This window comes from Amycolatopsis anabasis, assembly GCF_009765355.1.
Taxonomy (GTDB): domain Bacteria; phylum Actinomycetota; class Actinomycetes; order Mycobacteriales; family Pseudonocardiaceae; genus Amycolatopsis; species Amycolatopsis anabasis.
Map to the genome: position 1 here is coordinate 1 of NZ_VTHK01000101.1, position 17,306 is coordinate 17,306.

Genomic DNA, 17,306 nt, shown 5'->3' on the forward strand with positions numbered 1-17,306 from the left:
CCACCGCCACGCGGCGGCCCTGCTCACCAAACCCTCACAACGTTAAAACACCAGACCGGCTCAAACCCTCACGACCCAGGCAAACGGCTCCCTCGCTTCACCCCTAACGTTTGCACCTTGACAGCTACCGCTGCCGTGGCACACGATTTCTGCCATGACTGCAAACGTTTGCAAGGCGAGCGGACGAACGCGCGGCACCAGGATCTGGGTGTGCTGAGCGCCGGTGCGCGGCTCGGGTGGATCGGCACCGGCCGGATGGGGTACGCGATGGTGAGCCGGTTGCTCGCGGCCGGTCACGACGTCGCCGTGTGGAACCGCACCCGGGCCAAGGCCGAACCGCTCGCCGAACTGGGCGCGACGATCGTCGGCGCGATCGCCGACCTCGCCGAGCGGGACGTGGTGTTCAGCATGGTGTCGGCCAGTGCCGATTTCGCCGAGGTGACCCTGGGGGACGGCGGGCTGCTGCGCCAGGACGGGGCAGCGCCGAAGATCCTGGTCGATTCGTCCACTGTGGACGCCGACGTGTCGGCGGAGGTGCGGGTCGAGGCGGCCAAACTCGGCACGACCCTGGTGGCCGCCCCGGTTTCCGGTAACGCGAAGGTCGCCCGGGCGGGCCGGTTGTCCGTGGTGGCTTCCGGCCCGGCGGAGGCGTTCGAAGAGGTGCGGCCCTATCTGGAGGCGATCGGCCGCAGCGTCACCTATGCCGGTGACGGCGAGGTCGCCCGGTTGGTCAAGCTGTGCCACAACGTCTTCCTCGGCGTGGTCACCCAGTCGCTCGCCGAGGTCACCGTGCTGGCCGAACGCGGCGGGGTGAGCCGGGCGGCCTTCCTTTCGTTCCTCAACGATTCCGCCATGGGGTCGGTGTTCACCCGCTACAAGACTCCCGCGTTCGTCCACCTCGACCTGACGCCCACGTTCACGCCCGTGTTGCTGCGCAAGGATTTCGACCTCGGCCTCGAGGCGGCGCGCGAACTCGAGGTGCCGATGCCGGTCGCCTCGCTCACCCGCCAGCTCGTGCAGGGGGCAATCGGCCACGGGCACGTCAGCGACGATTTCGCCGCGCTGCTGCTCGAACAGGCCGAGGCCGCCGGGCTCGCGCTCGCGCCCGAGAACGTGCCGGTGTCCGACGGTCTCGAACCGGAGCAGCCTGAACTGTCCTGAGGGGAGGATCTCCCGGGTCAAGGGGTGGTGGTGGAGGTGCGGGGGATGAGGGTGACCGGGAGGGTGATCGATTTGGCGGGGAGGCCGGGGCTGGCGAGGCGGTCCAGGAGCATGCGGGCGGCTTCGGCGCCGATGTCGTAGTGCGGAACGCGGACCGTGGTGAGCGGGGGCGTCAACCGGTCGACGAACGGCATGTCGTTGAAGCCGACCAGGCTGAGGTCCCCCGGGCAGTGCAGCCCGCGCTCGGTGAAGACGTCCAGGCAGCCGAGGGCGATCATATCGTTGGCCGCCACCACCGCGGTGATCCCGTGCGCCTGGTCGAGCAGGGCGCGGGTCGCGCGGGCGCCCTCGGCCTCGGTGAACGAACCCGCCGTCGCGATCAGCGCCGCCTCCGCCGGCACCCCCGCGTCGTCCAGGGTCTGCCGGTACGCGCGCAGCCGGGCCCGGCCGGTCGTGGTGTCCTCCGGGCCGGCGACATGCCCGATCCGGGTGTGCCCGAGCTCGAGGAGATGCCGCACCGCCTGGGCGATCCCGTCCTGGTCGTCCGCGACCACGGACGGGACGTCGGCCTGGTCCAGGCGCCGGTTGACCAGGACCACGTTCACGCCCTGCTGATGCGCCTCGGTGAACAACCGGTCGTCCCGGTGCGCGGTCGCGGCCAGGAATCCGTCCACCTGCCGCGCCCGCAGCGAATCGAACAACGCGGCCTGCCGGTCGGGGTCGTTGTCGGTGTTGGCGATCAGGGTCGTGTACCCCGCCGCGGCGAGCACGTCCTCGATCCCGCGGACGATCGGCGGGAACAACGGATTCGTCAGATCGGGGAGCAGCACCCCGATCGACATCGACCGCGCGGTCTTCAGGCCCCGGGCGATCACGTTCGGCTGGTAGCGCAGTTCCCGCGCCGCGGCCTGCACCCGGCGGATGGTGGCCGCGTTGACCAGCGAACTGGTCGCCGGGTTCAAGGCACGCGAGGCCGTGGTCACGTGCACGCCCGCGCGCTGCGCGACCTCCTTGAGCGTGGGGGGATTCGTCATCGCAAGGGCACCCCGACCAACTGGGAAAACGATTGCACCGAGGCTAACACGCCTCGATCAAAGGTTTTGCCAGTACATGCTTCCGTACCGCAAGGATTTCTGTTCGTCGGTGACCACTTCGGACAACGGCGGAACTGGATCAAGCCGGTGGAGGAACCGTCGCACCCACGTTCGCGGTGAACGCGTCCGCGAACTTCGGGGACGTCCACGTGGGACGGCCACCGACCAGGGTGGCGTCGGCGCGCACCTGGGGGATCTCGTCCTCGGGCACCGCGAAGTAGTCGCGGTCGAGCACCACGAGATCGGCGAGCATGCCCGGCTGCAGGCGGCCCCGGCTGGACTCCTCGAAGCTGAACCACGCCGCTTCGCAGGTGTAGAGCCGCAACGCTGCTTCGCGGGTGAGCAGGTTGCGCGGGTCGGAAAGCCGGCGGCCGGACACCGTGCGGCCGGTGACGTACCAGTGCAGCGCGGTGAACGGGTGATAGGCCGCCACCCGCATCGCGTCGGTGCCCCCGCCGACGCGCACACCGGCGTCGACCAGCCGCCGCAACGGGGGCAGGAACCCGGTCCGGTCCAGTGCCCAGGGCGCTTTGCAGTCCTCGCCTTCGAACCGGAGCATGGCCGGGGCGAGCAGGCCCGCGCCCAGTTCGGCCAGCCGGTCCGACTGGTCGGCGCCGAGCCCCTCGCCGTGCACCAGGCTCCAGCGCAGGCCGCGGAGCAGCTCGCGGTCGGGCAGGTATTCCCAGAGCCGCAGCACGAGTTCGATGGTGTCCGGCCGGATCGCGTGGATCTGCAGCGGCCACCGCTCTTTCAGGCAGGCCCGGAAGAGGTGGTCGAGTTCGGTGACGGTGGCGCCGGAGGGTTTCGGATCCCGTTCGAGGCCGTCGTGCACGCCGTAGTGGACGATCTCGCCCATGCCCAGGACCCGCAGCAGATCGTCGCCGAGCCCGGCGGGCAGGTAGCGCAGGAATCCGGACAGCTCGTCGAGTTCCGAACCCGGTTTGGCCGAATGCACCAGCAGCCGGGTCCGGACCGTCAGCCGCCCGCGGCGCCAGGCCTCGTACACCGCGCGGTAGATGTCCGGGCCCGAGTTGGAGCCGCCGCCGTCGATCAGGCCGGTCAGCCCGACCCGGCTCAGTTCCGCCGAGGCGGCCGCGGTCGACTCGACCTGCTGGGCCAGGGTGGGCGCCGGAAGCTGCCAGTAGAGCCAGCGCAGCGCGGCCATTCCGCGCAGGACACCGGCTTCGACGTCCACGGTCGCCGGGTCGACCCCGTCGCGGAGCGCGCGGCCGAGGTCGATCTCCGCCAAGGCGCGGGTGTTGAGCATGCCCCAGTCGTAGGTGCACTGCAGGAACACCGGATGCCGCGGGGCGGCGCGGTCGAGTTCGGCCCGCGTCGGGCCGCGGCCTTCGGCGAACTGGGCGGGATGCCAGCCGCCGATGACCCGGATCCAGGAACCGCCGGGCAGCGCCCGCGCGGCGGCGTCGATCCGGGCGAGCCCGGCGGTGAGCTCCGGCACGCCCTCCCAGCGCACCTCGTCGTTCCAGGTCAGCCCGGCCCGGACGAAGTGGATGTGCGAGTCGATCAGGCCGGGGAGCACGCGGCGGCCGCCCAGGTCGACCACCTTGGTATTCCTGGTGACGTGGTCGCCCGCCCCGACCGCGGTCCCGGCGAAGACCACCCGCCCGTCGCGTACGGCCAGCGCCTCGACTTCGGGCGCGGTTTCCCCGGTGGCGAGGGTGGTGATCCGGCCGTTGGTGAGTACCAGGTCCGCTTCCAGGGCCACGTCGTCATCTCCCGGGTTCCGGTGAGCCCGTCGTCGGGCTCGGCCGCGCCAAACGATTGCATACACGGCTCGTGACTGCCAGGGCCGAGCCAAGGGCGACATCGCTGTTATGCCGATCACTATATCGACCGTTTGCGCCATCGTATAGCGCTGCTCTACAGTTCTACGTATCGACGTTAGTCAAATCGAAAGGAAGTCAGAGATGCGGCATCGAGTGCTGGGTAAGGACGGCCCGGAGGTTTCCGCCCTCGGGCTGGGCGCGATGGGGATGTCGGACCTGTACGGTCCCGCCGACCGCGCGGAGAGCATCGCGACGATCCGGGCCGCCCTGGACGCCGGGATCAACCTCATCGACACCGGTGACTTCTACGGCATGGGGCACAACGAACTGCTGATCCGCGAGGCCCTGCGGGCGCAGGACCGGCCGCTGATCAGCGTCAAGTTCGGCGCGCTGCGGGATCCGGCCGGCGGCTGGTCCGGCTACGACGGGCGACCGGAGGCGGTGCGGAACTTCCTCGCCTACACGTTGCGGCGCCTCGGCACCGACCACGTGGACATCTACCGGCCCGCGCGGGTCGACCCGGCGGTGCCGATCGAGGACACCGTGGGCGCCATCGCCGAACTGGTGCGGGCCGGATACGTGCGGCACATCGGGTTGTCCGAGGTGGGCGCGGAATCGCTCCGCCGGGCCCAGGCGGTGCACCCGATCGCCGATCTGCAGATCGAATACTCGTTGCTGTCGCGCGGGATCGAATCGGAGATCCTGCCCACCGCCCGGGAACTCGGGATCGGCGTCACCGCGTACGGCGTGCTGTCCCGCGGCCTGCTGTCCGGGCACTGGTCGGCGCGGCGGGAGCTCACCGGGCACGATTTCCGCGGAATCAGCCCGCGCTTCCAGGGCGAGAACCTGGACCACAACCTGAAGCTGGTCGAGGAACTGCGGCGGCTCGCCGAGGCGAAGGGCGTCGCGGTGAGCCAGCTGGCGATCGCCTGGGTCGCCGCGCAGGGGGAGGACATCGTTCCGCTGGTCGGTGCCCGTCGCCGGGAGCGCCTGACCGAGGCCCTCGGCGCGCTGGACGTGCGGCTCACCGAGGCCGAACTGGCCGACATCGAGCGGGCCGTGCCCGCCGACGCGGCCGCGGGGGACCGGTACGCCGCCCCGCTGATGGCCGATCTGGACAGCGAACGTTAGGACCGGGAGATCTTCATCAGCAACGGGCGGCTCACCGTCGAGTCCGCATCGGACGGTGGGAGGAACCCATGAGTTCGACCGTTCTCGTCACCGGTGCCGCGCGGCAATTCGCCGCGGCCAGCGGACTCGACTGCGACCGCGCCGTCGAGTCCATAATGGACGAACAGGGCCGGTTGGACGTCGTGGTGCACAACGCCGGGCACCTGACCCTGCTCGGACCGTATGTGGCCACCAAGGGCGCCTTCGACGCGCTGGCGCAGGCGGTGAAGTACGAGGTCGCCCGGTTCGGGATCGACGTGGTGACCGACGGGATGGCTAGGCTGACCCCGCCGAAGGCGCATCCGCGAGCGATGGCCGAGGAGGTCAACGCGGCCGCCGAGCGAGCGAAGGCGGACCTGATGCGCCGCATCGGCATCGACGACCTGCGGCAACCGTATACCGTCGCTAAGTAATATTCTGTATCATTGTTACCATGGAAGCGCGGGAACGTATTCTGCACGCGGCCGCCCGGTTGCTGAGCGAGTCGGACGGGGAACCGGTGTCCACCCGTGCGATCTGCGCGGAGGCGGGGGTCGGCGCGCCGACGCTGTACCACCACTTCGGCGACAAGCAGGGTTTGTTCGACGCGGTCGTGGCGCACGGTTTCGAGGCGTACCTGGCGGAGAAGCGGGCCCAGCCGAGCACCGGTGACCTGGTGGCCGACCTCGCCCGCGGCTGGGACGTCCAGGTCGAGTTCGGCCGCCGCCATCCGGCGTTCTACGCGCTGATGTACGGCAACGCCAAACCGGGCAAGCCCTCGGCCGCGGCCGAGGAGGCGCACGCCATGCTGGTGTCGATGCTGGCGGAACTGGCCCGGGCGGGGCGGCTGCGAGTCGAGGTCGAACTGGCGGCGCGGTCGATCGAGGCCGCGGTCGTCGGGGTGACCCTGCAGGCCATCGCGCAGCCGGACGACGAGCTGACCCTGGCCCGGTCGGCGCTGGTGCGGGAAGCGCTGCTGGACGCGTTGATCGTGGGCCGGAAGCCGCCGTCGAAGCGGAAGACCGCGTCCGCGGTGGCCACGCAGCTGCTGTCCCTGCTCGGCGAAGGCGCCGAGGAACTCGGCGCCGCGGAGAACGCGTTGCTGCGGGAATGGCTCACCCGGCTGGCCAGCCCGCGGTGAGGATCAAGCGGACGGGCCACCGAGCAGGATCAGCGTCGCGTCGATCGCCGGTCCGGCGAGTTCGGGGAGCGTCCGCGCTTCGCGGGTGCGCAGGTGTTCCCGGATGAGCTGGTCGAGCCCGCCGGCCAGCAGCGGGAACACCGTGTCCGGCAGTTCGGGCAGGGCCGGGTCCAGCCGTCGCGCCTGCTGGTAGGCCCGCCGGGTGCGCTCGGCGAACACGGTGAGCAGGGTCGCCCGGCGGGCCAGCACCGGCGGGCCGGCGCGCAGCATCTCGACGTGCAGTGAGCGGGCGAAGCCGGGCTCTTTCGCGAGCGCGGCCAGGTACACCTCGAGGCTGGCCCGGATGCGGCCGCGCCAGTCCTCCGGTGGCAGCGAGCGGACGGCCGCGCCCAGCCGGTTGAGTATGTGGTCGACGCCGAGTTCGAACGCGGCCAGGAAACCCGCTTCCTTGTTCGCGAACTGTTCGTAGAACACGCGGCGGGAGACACCCGCGCGCTCCACGATGTCGGTGATCGTGACCGCCTCGTAGCCCTTGTCGGCCACCGCGTCGACCACCGCCAGGAGCAGGCGGCCCCGCTGGGAGGCCAGGACGTCCTCACGGCTCAGCCCGTGCCTGCCACTGGGCAGCCGCACCAAAGGATCCGCACTCATCGGAGACCAGTTTACCGACCACGGGGAACGGGCTGGTTCCCGGAATTTGGCAGAAGGTCTTGTCAAAGCTTTCGGGAACTGGCACGTTCCTACTAGCCGGTAGGTGAGCCCGGCTCCCATCGTGTCTGTCAAGGAGGATGCACACGTGAGGTATCAGAATCCGCTCCGGCGGCCGGGCTTGACGGCCGGTGTCCTCGCCGCTTCGACGGCCTTGTTCGCCGCCCTGGCCGCGTTGCCGGCGGCGAGCGCGGCGCCGGCCCCGGTGAAATGCGATCTGTGGGGCTGTTCGAACGATCAGCCCCGGGTGTCGGTCCCGGTGCCACCGCCCGCGGTGCCCGGGCGCTACGCGTACGACGACTTCGACCACGACGGCGTGGCCAACAAGTTCGACAACTGCCTGCTGGTGCCCAACCAGGATCAGCAACCCGCCGTCCGGCCCGCGGGCACCGGCGACGATCCGCTCGCGGTGCAGTGGAAGCAGCAGCATCCCGGGGCCGCGTTCCGGCTGAACTCGGAGCTCGGCGAGGCGTGCTCGGGCTGGAACGGCAACTGGCACCGCAGCCAGAAGGCCCAGATGATCGCCCCCGAACCGCTCAAGCAGAAGCTGTACAAGTACCTGGGCGAGGGCGGGCCGATGTTCGGCAACGACACGCTGGTGCACGGCGGCCCGGTCTGCACCAACGCCAACGACGGCTGGGTCAACATGGTCGAGTACTTCCTGGGTTTCCCGGAGGTCGACTTCCCGTTGCCGGAGAAGGAGTTCGACTGCTCGACCGGCGCGATCACCAACTTCATCGAGGCCGGGGTCACCGCGCACGTCTGGGGCGGCAAGCGGTTGTTCACCCCGACCAATGAAGGCGGCACGATCACCAACCGGTTCTTCCCGTCGATCACCGAGCAGCCCTGGTTCAAACCGATCGTGGACGCGTTCCCGGACATCTTCAAGAACGGCCGGCCGCAGACCGTGTTCGGCCACGTCATCCGGGGCGATTCGTACCAGGACGGCCGGTCGACCATCATCATGGACTGGCGCGAGGTCACCGGGGCGAACCTCGGCGGGTTCCCGCTGCCGAACGTGAAGGTGCCGTTCTTCGCCTCGATCCTGGTCTACGACGAGTGCCGCGCGCTGCAGGAGGGCATCTGGACCTGCAACGCGAACGCCGATCTGGTCAAGCCCAGCGGTGACCGCAAACTGTTCCAGTTCGGCTGGATGATGTGGCAGTCCAACGACCCGGACCTCCAGGCGTGGGAAGCCTGGGAGAAGGCCAATCCGAAGTGGACCAAACCGGAAACCTACGGCTTCACCGCCTGACCCTCGCACACCGAGAATCCCCCAATGTGGCGTTGGGGGCGTTGAAGGTACCGAATGCGGCTTTCGGGGCGTTGAAGGTGCCGAAGGCCGCATTGGGGTTTCTCGGTGTGTGGTGTGGTGCCGTGCTCGTGGGGTGCCCGGGTGTCGGGCTCGCCTACCGAGATGGGGAATTCGGTGTGCCGAGATGGGGGACTCGCGCATCCGGAACGGGGGACTCGCGGCAGGTGGGGGCCGTTGCCGCGAGTTCCCCGTTCCGGGAGGAGGCGAGCATCACTGCGGCCTTCGGCGCACGCAGGAAGGCAAGGTTCCCCCATGCCGCATCGAGCACTCCGAGCACCTCTCGAGAAGCCTACCGAGAAACCTCATTGGGGACCTTCAGATGCGGGCGAGGTGGAAGGTGTAGGTGAGGCGGCGCCAGGGGCGGTCGAGCGGGCGGCCGCCGGGCGGGGCGCCGGTGCCGGGTTCGAAGTCGACGATGAGTCCTTCCTTGACGCCGAACACGGTGTCCGAGTCCAGGTAGTCGCCCCCGGCGACGAAGAGCTGGGTCACCAGGCGCCGGAACCCGGGCGCGCTGATCATGAAGTGGACGTGCGGCGCGCGGTAGGGATGCCGTCCCACGGCGGCGAGCAGCCGGCCGACCGGTCCGTCGTCCGGGATCGGGTAGGCGGGCGGCACGATCGACCAGAACGTCAACCGGCCGTCGTCGCCGGTGCGCAGGCGCGCGCGGAGCACGGGGCCGTCCAGATCGGGTAGCTGGAGATCGTAGTGACCGTCCTTGTCGGACTGCCACACGTCGACCACGGCGGCCGGAATCGGTTGCCCCGCCTGATCGGTGACCTGGACGTCCACCCAGAGCGGCGTGCCGTCGAGCCCCTGGGCGATGTCGTCGCCGTGCCGGGCCTCCGGCGGATTGTCCACGTAGAACGGGCCGAGCACGGCCGACGGGGTGGTGTCCGGGGTGCGGGAGTTGGTGAGCAGGTCCACCACGCTGGACAGGCCGAGGGTGTCCGACAGCAGGATGAACTCCTGCCGGATGTCGCTGGAGATCTGCCCGGTCCGGGTGAGGAACTCGATCGCCCGGGCCCATTCGGCCTCGGTGAGGTCGTGGCGGATCGCGAATCCGTGCAGCTGCCGGACGAGATCGGTGAGCAGCCGCCGCTCGCGGTCGCCGGGCGTCCGGTCGAAGCTGGCCACGACCTGGTCGGTGAGCCAGCTCAGATCGGGCACCGGCCGCCGGGAGACACCGCCGCCAGGGCGCCGCCCGTGCCAGGCGTCCGCCAGCAACGCCTCGATCCCGGCGGGCGTCACCGGGCGCGGATTGGGATACGGCGTGGCCGTGGCCAGTTCCGCGGCCCGCGCGAGTTCGGCTTCGGGCAGGCCCAGTTCGCGCAGCGAAACCGGCCCACCGGTCGTGGCGAGCAGATCGAACACGCCCGCCGCGGCGTCCTCGGCGCCCAGCGCGGTCGCGACCCGGGTCAGCACCTCGGGAACGGCCGGGGCGTTGTAGGCGATCGCGTGCGGCAGGACCACCGCGTGCGTCGGGGCGTGCGGGAGGCCGAACGAGCCGCCGAGGGTGTGGCAGAGCTTGTGGTGCAGCCCCATCCCGACCGCACCCAGGCAGGTCCCGGCCAGCCACGCGGCGCGCAGCAGCCGCGTGCGAGCGTCCACATCGGACGGATCGGCGGCGATCGCGGGCAGCGCCCGCGCGATAGCCGACACGGCTTCGAGGGCCATCGCGTCGGTGACCGGATTCGGTTCCGGCGCGTACAACGCCTCCACCGCGTGGGCGAGCGCGTTGAGGCCGCTGGTGACCGACAGGTCGCGGGGGAGGTCCAGGGTCAGCTCGACGTCGTAGACCACGACCTCGGGCAGCGCGGCGGGGGAGGATCGGGTCATCTTGCGGCCGTGCTCGGTTTCCCCCAGCAGCGGGGTCATCTCCGATCCGGCGTAGGTGGTGGGCACGATCACCTGCGGGACGTCGGTGCGCACGGCCAGCGCCTTGGCCAGTCCGGTCGTCGAGCCGCCGCCGAGGGCGACCACGCAGTCCGCGGAGTGTTCCCGCAGCACCTCGAGCGCCTGCTCGGTGACCTCGACCGGCGTGTGCATCGCGGCCCCGGCGAAGCGGACCACCAGGCGGGAACCCAGCGCCGCGGCCAGTAGTTCGGCCGCGGCGGCCACCCGCGGCCCGGCGAGCAGGAGCACCCGGGAGCGGCCGAGCCGGTCGACCTCCTCGGGCACGCGCAGCAGGGTTCCGGTCCCGAACACCACGCGGCCGGGCTGGGCGGTGTACACGAATTCCTTCATCGCCCCAAGCCAAACACGCGCGCGAGCATCGCGCCAGGCACGTCTAGGGGCGAAAGTCCTTCCCCGGTCTGGGCAGGTCGTCTCTATTTTTGTAACGGCGAGTGACGGCAGGGTGGGGGACCGGCGTGCCGATGATCACCGCGCGACATCCTCGATCACGCGGCGGGCGTGCCGGGTGTTGAGAGGCCCCGGGGTGACAGGCCACGAGCCACCCCCGGGGCCGCATTTCAGGACCGCGCGACGATCCGGCCGTCGAAGCCCAAGGGGAGGGGCACCGCGCCGACGGCCATCCGCAGCGCGGCCGGATCGGTGACCTCGATCCGGAACGCGGTGCACAGCAACCGGCACCACAGCACCAGCTGCACCGCGCCCAGTCCGGCGCCGACGCATCCGGTCGGCGCCCAGCCGAAGGGCACGTAATCCCGCCCGCTCACGGGTCCGTTCGCCGCGCCGGGCAGCCAGCGGTCCGGATCGAAGACCTCGGGGTCGCGCCACCGCCGCGGATCCTGGTGCACCATCGCCGGGCTCACCACGTAGTGCTGCCCGACGCCGAGTTCGTGGTCGCGCACCCGCAGCGGGGTGCGCACGCTGCGGGTCAGCATCGTGGGGGCGGTCCACCTGCGCAGCACCTCCTTCACGAAGCGGTGCGCGAGCGGGACGCAACGGGTGCCGGAGCGGTACAGCTCGCCGGGGCCGACGCGGGCGAATTCGGCCGCCACCCGGTCGGCCCACTCCGGATGGCGCACGAGCGCGTAGAGCACGCAGGCCGCCGCCGCACCCGGCGGGCCGGCGATGGCGGTGAGGACCGCGGTCACCGCGTCCACCGCCCGGTCCATGCCGAGCGCGTCCAGCAGTTCGGTGGCGATCGGCTCGGTGAGGTCGTCCCGCGCCGGTCCGCGGCGCCGGGCCCGGCGCCGCAGTTCCTTGCGCACCACCAGCCCGGCCCGGATCTGCACGGCGAGCGGCCGCCCGGCCCGCCACAGCGGCGGGTCCTCTTCGGCTTCGCCCAGCAGCCGGGCGAGCTTCGCGATGGCGTCCGCGCTGATCCGGGCCCGGTCCCGGGCGGGAAGCCCGTCGATCACGATCGGCACCAGTGAACGGAAGGTCACCTCGTGCGCGAGCCACGGCAGATTCACGTGCTCGCCGAGGCGGGCGCGCAGCAACGATTCCATGCGACCGTCGAGCGCGGCCAGCCCGTCCTCGCCCGCGAGGTGGCGCAACCGGGCCAGCCACACCGAACGCACCTGTTTCCAGGAGACCGGAGTGCTCGAGCGGCGGCGGAGCAGGTCGGCCAGCCGGTCAGGCAGGGTCAGTTCGGCGAAGTTCTCGGCGTTGACCCGGGCCGCCGCCTCGGCGTCGAACACCATCAGTTGCCGTTCGGTCTGCCAGAACACGCCGTCGGCGGCCGCGCTGGGGCCCCGCAGCTCGCGGAGGAAGTCCGGGTCTTCGCGTGACATGGTCGCTCCGGGGGACGGGGAGCGGGACCCCTGCACGAACCCGCTCCCCGAGTTGGCTAGATGTGGTGGTACAGGTACCAGCGGTAGTGATGGTCGCTCCGGCGGATGTTCAGCGCCGACAGCGCGGCCCGGAAGATCTTGGTCATGTCTTCACCTCCCCTCGGTGCGTTCGGTGAATCTCGCTCAACCGCAAGGTGAATCTCGGCGGTGCGAGGGCGGCGGCGAGTTGTGGCCGGGGATCCGGGGCGACGGCCTCGAGCCGGTGGGCCGAGGTGATCGCGCCGACGATCGCCTCGACCGTCCGGGTCGCCACCCCGGCGCCGGTGCAGGCATGCGGCCCCCAGCCGAACGGGAGGTACGCCCGCTGCCCGGAAACCGAGGCCCAGCGGCCGGGCCGGAACTCGTCCGGATCGCTCCAGTGGCGGGGATCGCGGTGCACCAGGTAGCCGCACACCACCACCTCGTCCGCCGGGGTCACCGCGATCCCGCCGCATTCGTGCGCCCGGGCGGGTTTCCGCCCGAACAACCAGGCCACCGGCCACAGCCGCGACGCTTCGCGCACCACCCAGGCCGGGTTCACCGGTTCGGCCCGCGAATCCGAGGTGCCCAGCAGGTAGAGCGACCAGCCGAGCAGGAACCCGACCGAGCCGACGATCGCGAACAGGAAGGACAGGTACACCTCGGCGAGTTCGGCGTCCGACGGCGTGCCCACCCGCGCGACGACGTCCAGGAGATCCGCGGGCGGACCCTGGACGCGCGCCCGCCGGGCGGCGATCTCCGCGGCCAGCACGCGCCGCACGCGGGCCCGGAACCAGGCGCGCGCCAGGCGGGAATGCCGGTCCCGGGCACCGGCGAGCACCGCCCGCTCGATCACCTGCTCGACCGTGCCGGACAGGGCGGCCGAGGGCGCGTCGCCGAGCAGCGCGCCGCGGAAATGCTCGAACAGCAGGCGATTCCCCGCATCCGGCCACGGACCGCTCGACGCGGTCACCCGCTCCGCGACGAGTGCGGGCAGCGCACCGGCTCGCTCCTGTACGTATCTGAGGAGCAGCAGCCGCGCCTCCCGCCCGATCTCGAGCTGGGCGGATCGGGGACCGAACATCCCGGTCCGCGTCTGAAAGAAATCGGAATGCTCGCGGTACCGTCCCGTCTCGTTTCCCAGTACTTCCTTGGCGATCTCCGGATCGGCGACATAAATCTCGCCCGGGCGCCGGATAAACACCGAACCCCGCTCGCTGCGCAATCCCCGTAAAATGGTCAGGGGATCCTCGACCTGGTGAGAAAATGCCACACCGACCCCCAGGGAACAGTGGGAAAGATGCCTCAGCTTCCGCCGGGCATTGCGCTTTGTCAATACTCCGGAATGGTGCGGCAACCCATTTCCGGTGTACTTCGTGCATTCAGCTGCGGGCATTCTCCGCCGATCGGTGTGCGGAATCGGAGTCCGGTCGCCAGCGGGTTCGGCGCGCGGCGGGCCGCGTTCGGCGGTGCGGCGGGCTCGCTGTGGCACGATCGGGAAAACGGCTGCCACGGGTACGGGCGGTGGCCGGTGAGCGTGGTGGTGGGGAGTTCCGGTGGTGCGATCGCGGAATGGCAGTCGGCGCACGCAGGCGGATCGGCGGGCGGCGGCCCGGCTGGCGTTGCTCGACGCGACGATCGACTGCCTCGCCGAATTCGGGTACACCCGGGTGACCGGTGCGCAGATCGCCGAGCGGGCCGGGGTCACCCGGGGGCTGCAGGCGTACTACTTCTCCACGAAGGCGGAGCTGGTGGCCGCCGCGCTGGAGCACCTGACCGGCAAGATGGTCGACTGGTTCCGGGCCGAGCTGCCGGACGGGCCCGACCCGGTGGCGAACGCGACCGCGCTGCTGGACCGCTTCTGGGAACTGCACGGCTCCCAGGGGTTCGCGGTGAGCGCGGAACTGCTGATGGCGAGCCGCACCGATCCCGAACTGCGCGAGCACGTCGCCGCGGCCACCCGCAGGATGACCGGCGCCATCCTGGACGTCGTCCGCGAGGTCCTGCCCGAGCCGGCGGACCACGAGGACTTCCTCGCGGTGGTCACCACGGCGACCGCCGCCCTGCGCGGCGTCGCCGTCATGGGGTTCACGATGAGCGAGCAGGCGCAGCACGCGCTCTGGCTGACGGTCCGGGGCCAGCTGGAGAAACTGCTGGTCCACGCGCTCAAGCGGGCCTGATCGAAATCTGAAAAGACATCTTGTTGACTTGCTTGCCAGTAAGTGAGTAGCGTGCGTCACACGCAGGACCGGGACGCGTGTACCGGTCCGTTCCCGAAAGGGCGCGATGACGTTGTCTTCCCAGAAATCCCGATGGACCCGCCGGCTCGCCGCGGGGATGACCGCCGTGGTGCTGGCCGGGCTGGCGGTTGTGCCCGCGAGCGCGGCCGCGCCACCCCCGCCCCAGGAGGATCCCTTCTACCGCCCACCGGCCGGATACGAATCCACCGCGCCGGGTGCGGTGCTGCGCTCGCGGCCGGTCCAGCTCGCCGCGTTCGCCGTGCTGCCGCAGAAGGTCCAGGCGTGGCAACTGCTGTACCGCACCACCGACACCCAGGACCAGCCGCAGGCGACGGTGACCACCGTGCTGCTGCCGTGGGGCGCGAAGCCGGACCGGTCCCGGCCGCTGCTGTCCTATCAGGTCGCCGAGGACAGCGCCGCGGCGCACTGCGCGCCGTCCTACCAGTGGCAGCAGGGCGCGGGGAACGACAACATCGTCACCCAGGCCGAGTTGCTGCTCGTGGACGCGGCCCTGCAGCAGGGGTGGGCGGTGACCGTGCCCGACTACGAAGGCCCGAAGAGCGCTTATGTCGCGGGGAAACAGGCCGGGCAGGCGGTGCTGGACGGCATCCGCGCGGCGGAGGCGTTCCCGGCACTCGGCCTCGACGGCAAGAACACGAAGGTCGGCCTGTGGGGGTATTCCGGCGGGGCGCTCGCGTCCGGCTGGGCCTCGGAACTGCATCCCGGGTACGCGCCCGAACTCGCCATCCAGGGCGTCGCCGAGGGCGGCCTGCCGGTCAACGTGGAATCCGTGCTGAACAACATCAACAAATCGGCGTTCTCCGGGATCGCGATGAGCGGGATCGCCGGGCTGAGCCAGGCGTACCCGGAACTCGCCGGATACCTCGACGCCAATCTGACCCCGGAGGGGAAGGAAGCCTTCGCCAAGGTCAAGACCCAGTGCAATCCGCAGGCCGTGAGTTCCTTCGCGTTCAAGGATCTCTATCAGTATTTCGCCAACCCGGACCCGCTCAACCAGCCGGTGCCGCGCCAGGTCCTCGCCGCGACCACCATGGGGCAGCACACCCCGAAGGCCCCGCTGTTCATCTACCACTCGGTCAACGACCAGCTGATCCCGCATTCCGATGTGGACGGTCTGGTGGCCGCGCACTGCGCCGACGGCGCCCGGATCACCTACCAGCGGGACATCCTCAGCGAACACGTCGCGCTGGTGATCACCGGCGCCGGGGACGCGCTGAACTGGCTGAAGGAACGGCTTTCCGGCGTCCCGGCGCCCACCGGATGCGGCACGAAGACCGTCGCGTCCTCGCTGTTCTCACCCGGCGCGCTGCCGACCCTCGGCGCCGGTATCTGGGGTGCTTTGCTCGCCTTGCTCGGTCAGCCGATCGGCCCGAGCGACATCGCGTGACGAATGGAGACCACGATGTTTTCCCCCGCACGTAACCGCCGCGGCCGCAGGCTGGGCACGCTCGCGCTCGCCCTGGTGGCCGGTGTCGGCCTGACCTGCGCGCCCGCCGCGGCCACCGCCCCGCCGCCCCCGCAAGAGGACGCCTTCTACCAGCCCCCGGCCGGGTACGAAACGACCGCGCCCGGCACGATCCTGCGCACCCGCGAGGTCCAGCTCGCGGCGTTCTCCGTGCTGCCGCAGAAGGTTCAGGCGTGGCAACTGCTGTACCGCACCACCGATCGGAACGGCGCCGCCGACGCGACGGCGACCACCGTCGTCCTGCCGTGGGGCGCGAAACCGGACCGGTCGCGGCCGCTGCTGTCCTACCAGGTCGCGCAGGACAGCACCGCGCCGCAATGCGTTCCCTCCTACGCCCTGCGGCAGGGCGTGGGCAACGAGGGCATCGTGACCCAGGCCGAACTCCTGCTCATCGACGCGGCCGTGCAGCAGGGCTGGGCGGTGTCCATTCCGGACCACGAAGGCCGCAAAGGTCTGCTGGCCGCGCCGCGCGAACCGGGCTACCTGGCGCTGGACGGCGTCCGGGCCGCGGAGAACTTCGCCCCGCTCGGCCTGAACGGGAAGGACACGAAGGTCGGCCTGTGGGGCTACTCCGGCGGCGCGCTCGCCTCCGCGTGGACCGCCGAGATGCAGCCCGCCTATGCCCCGGAACTGAACATCGCCGGAGCCGCGCTGGGCGGAACGGTGGCCAACGCGGGCGATCTGGCCGGACGCACCAACGGCGGCCCGGCCGCCGGGCTGTTCGGGCTGGCCATCGCCTCGCTACGCAAGGCCTATCCGCAGATCGACGCGGTCATCGAGAAGTACGTGAACGCCGAAGGCCGGGAACTCCTCGACTTCGCCGCGACCCATTGCACCGCCGAGGTTTCCGCCCGCATGGCCTTCCAGGACATCAGCAAGTACAGCAGCATCCCGCTCGAGGAAATGCTGAAGCTGCCCGAAGTGCGGCCCGTGCTGGAAGAGATCAAACTGGGCAAGCACGCGCCGACCGCACCGCTGTACGTCTACCACGCGGTGCACGACGAACTCCCGGCCATCGCCGACACCGACGCCCTGGTCGCCGGGTACTGCGCCGCGGGGGATTCCGTCACGTACAAGCGGGATCTGCTCAGCGAACACGTTTCGCTGACGATCACCGGGGCCGCTGACGCGCTCAACTGGCTCAAACAGCGACTCGGCGGTGCCCCGGCACCCCGGGGCTGCACCAAGGAGACCGTGCTGTCCACCCTGGCCTCGCCCACCGCGCTGGCCACCTTCGGGTCGGTGCTGTTCAACGATCTGCTGGCCCTGCTCGGCCAGCCGATCGGGCCACGGGATCTGGCGTAAGAGACTCGGTTGTGTGGTATGGGGTCGGCCGCTGCACAACGTCGGCGGCTTCGGCCACCAACAGCGCCATTGTCAGGCACCTGACTCGTCGAAGTGGGCCAAGAGGTCGGCTTTCTTCGTGTCACTCAATCGGACCCGCCGACCGGGGTTCGTGGAGTGGTTCGGGTTGGCTGGTGTAGGTGCCGCCGGTGGGGGTGGTGA

At 70.6% G+C, this 17,306-nt stretch carries 15 protein-coding genes; 8 read left to right on the top strand and 7 right to left on the bottom strand.

The features are described from left to right. Positions 1-117 precede the first annotated feature (117 nt). Positions 118-1,161, top strand: a complete 1,044-nt coding sequence (locus FXO23_RS48845) for an NAD(P)-dependent oxidoreductase (protein ID WP_218952425.1) — start codon at positions 118-120, stop codon at positions 1,159-1,161. 17 nt (positions 1,162-1,178) lie between these two features. Here FXO23_RS48845 and FXO23_RS48850 read toward each other — a convergent pair whose 3' ends face one another. Then, on the bottom strand, positions 1,179-2,195 hold the full coding sequence (locus tag FXO23_RS48850) for a LacI family DNA-binding transcriptional regulator (protein WP_158895764.1): 1,017 nt from the start codon (positions 2,193-2,195) through the stop codon (positions 1,179-1,181). Positions 2,196-2,334: 139 nt separating this feature from the next. Then, positions 2,335-3,981: an amidohydrolase gene (locus tag FXO23_RS48855; protein ID WP_158895766.1), complete on the bottom strand. Its 1,647-nt coding sequence runs from the start codon at positions 3,979-3,981 to the stop codon at positions 2,335-2,337. A gap of 202 nt (positions 3,982-4,183) precedes the next feature. Between FXO23_RS48855 and FXO23_RS48860 the strand changes: the two genes are divergently transcribed. The 3 genes from FXO23_RS48860 (at position 4,184) to FXO23_RS48870 (ending at position 6,332) form a co-directional block, all read left to right on the top strand. Further along, positions 4,184-5,173 carry an aldo/keto reductase gene (locus FXO23_RS48860; protein WP_158895768.1) on the top strand — a complete coding sequence of 330 codons (990 nt, stop codon included), beginning with the start codon at positions 4,184-4,186 and terminating at the stop codon, positions 5,171-5,173. A gap of 68 nt (positions 5,174-5,241) precedes the next feature. Further along, positions 5,242-5,625 (top strand): Rossmann-fold NAD(P)-binding domain-containing protein, encoded by a 384-nt coding sequence (locus FXO23_RS48865; protein ID WP_158895770.1) that lies wholly within the window; start codon positions 5,242-5,244, stop codon positions 5,623-5,625. A gap of 20 nt (positions 5,626-5,645) precedes the next feature. Further along, positions 5,646-6,332 (top strand): TetR/AcrR family transcriptional regulator, encoded by a 687-nt coding sequence (locus tag FXO23_RS48870; RefSeq protein WP_158895772.1) that lies wholly within the window; start codon positions 5,646-5,648, stop codon positions 6,330-6,332. A gap of 3 nt (positions 6,333-6,335) precedes the next feature. Here the strand turns inward: FXO23_RS48870 and FXO23_RS48875 are convergent, their stop codons facing one another. Next, positions 6,336-6,983, bottom strand: a complete 648-nt coding sequence (locus tag FXO23_RS48875) for a TetR/AcrR family transcriptional regulator (RefSeq protein WP_158895774.1) — start codon at positions 6,981-6,983, stop codon at positions 6,336-6,338. A 145-nt stretch (positions 6,984-7,128) separates the two neighbouring features. On the opposite strand from FXO23_RS48875, the gene FXO23_RS48880 reads away from it, so the two are divergent. After that, positions 7,129-8,295, top strand: a complete 1,167-nt coding sequence (locus FXO23_RS48880; RefSeq protein ID WP_158895776.1) for a thrombospondin type 3 repeat-containing protein — start codon at positions 7,129-7,131, stop codon at positions 8,293-8,295. A 375-nt stretch (positions 8,296-8,670) separates the two neighbouring features. Here the strand turns inward: FXO23_RS48880 and FXO23_RS48885 are convergent, their stop codons facing one another. From FXO23_RS48885 to FXO23_RS48895, 4 genes are all read right to left on the bottom strand, one after another. Beyond that, positions 8,671-10,599: a maleylacetate reductase and hydroxyquinol 1,2-dioxygenase domain-containing protein gene (locus FXO23_RS48885; protein WP_158895778.1), complete on the bottom strand. Its 1,929-nt coding sequence runs from the start codon at positions 10,597-10,599 to the stop codon at positions 8,671-8,673. Positions 10,600-10,826: 227 nt separating this feature from the next. After that, a complete protein-coding gene (locus tag FXO23_RS48890) occupies positions 10,827-12,056 on the bottom strand; it encodes a cytochrome P450 (protein ID WP_158895780.1) in 1,230 nt (409 codons plus the stop codon). 56 nt (positions 12,057-12,112) lie between these two features. Next, positions 12,113-12,202, bottom strand: a complete 90-nt coding sequence (locus FXO23_RS52925) for a hyalucidin A family RiPP precursor (protein WP_484476999.1) — start codon at positions 12,200-12,202, stop codon at positions 12,113-12,115. Beyond that, positions 12,199-13,299: a cytochrome P450 gene (locus tag FXO23_RS48895; protein ID WP_246258583.1), complete on the bottom strand. Its 1,101-nt coding sequence runs from the start codon at positions 13,297-13,299 to the stop codon at positions 12,199-12,201. Before FXO23_RS48895 ends, FXO23_RS52925 begins: the two co-directional genes overlap by 4 nt. Positions 13,300-13,633: 334 nt before the next feature. Between FXO23_RS48895 and FXO23_RS48900 the strand changes: the two genes are divergently transcribed. The 3 genes from FXO23_RS48900 (at position 13,634) to FXO23_RS48910 (ending at position 17,105) form a co-directional block, all read left to right on the top strand. After that, positions 13,634-14,254, top strand: coding sequence for a TetR/AcrR family transcriptional regulator (locus tag FXO23_RS48900; RefSeq protein WP_158895782.1), 621 nt, complete (start codon positions 13,634-13,636; stop codon positions 14,252-14,254). Between the two features lie 106 nt (positions 14,255-14,360). Next, positions 14,361-15,722 (top strand): lipase family protein, encoded by a 1,362-nt coding sequence (locus FXO23_RS48905; protein WP_158895784.1) that lies wholly within the window; start codon positions 14,361-14,363, stop codon positions 15,720-15,722. Positions 15,723-15,737: 15 nt separating this feature from the next. Continuing rightward, entirely contained in the window at positions 15,738-17,105 is a 1,368-nt protein-coding gene (locus tag FXO23_RS48910; RefSeq protein WP_158895786.1) for a lipase family protein, read from the top strand. The last annotated feature ends 201 nt before the right edge of the window (positions 17,106-17,306 follow it).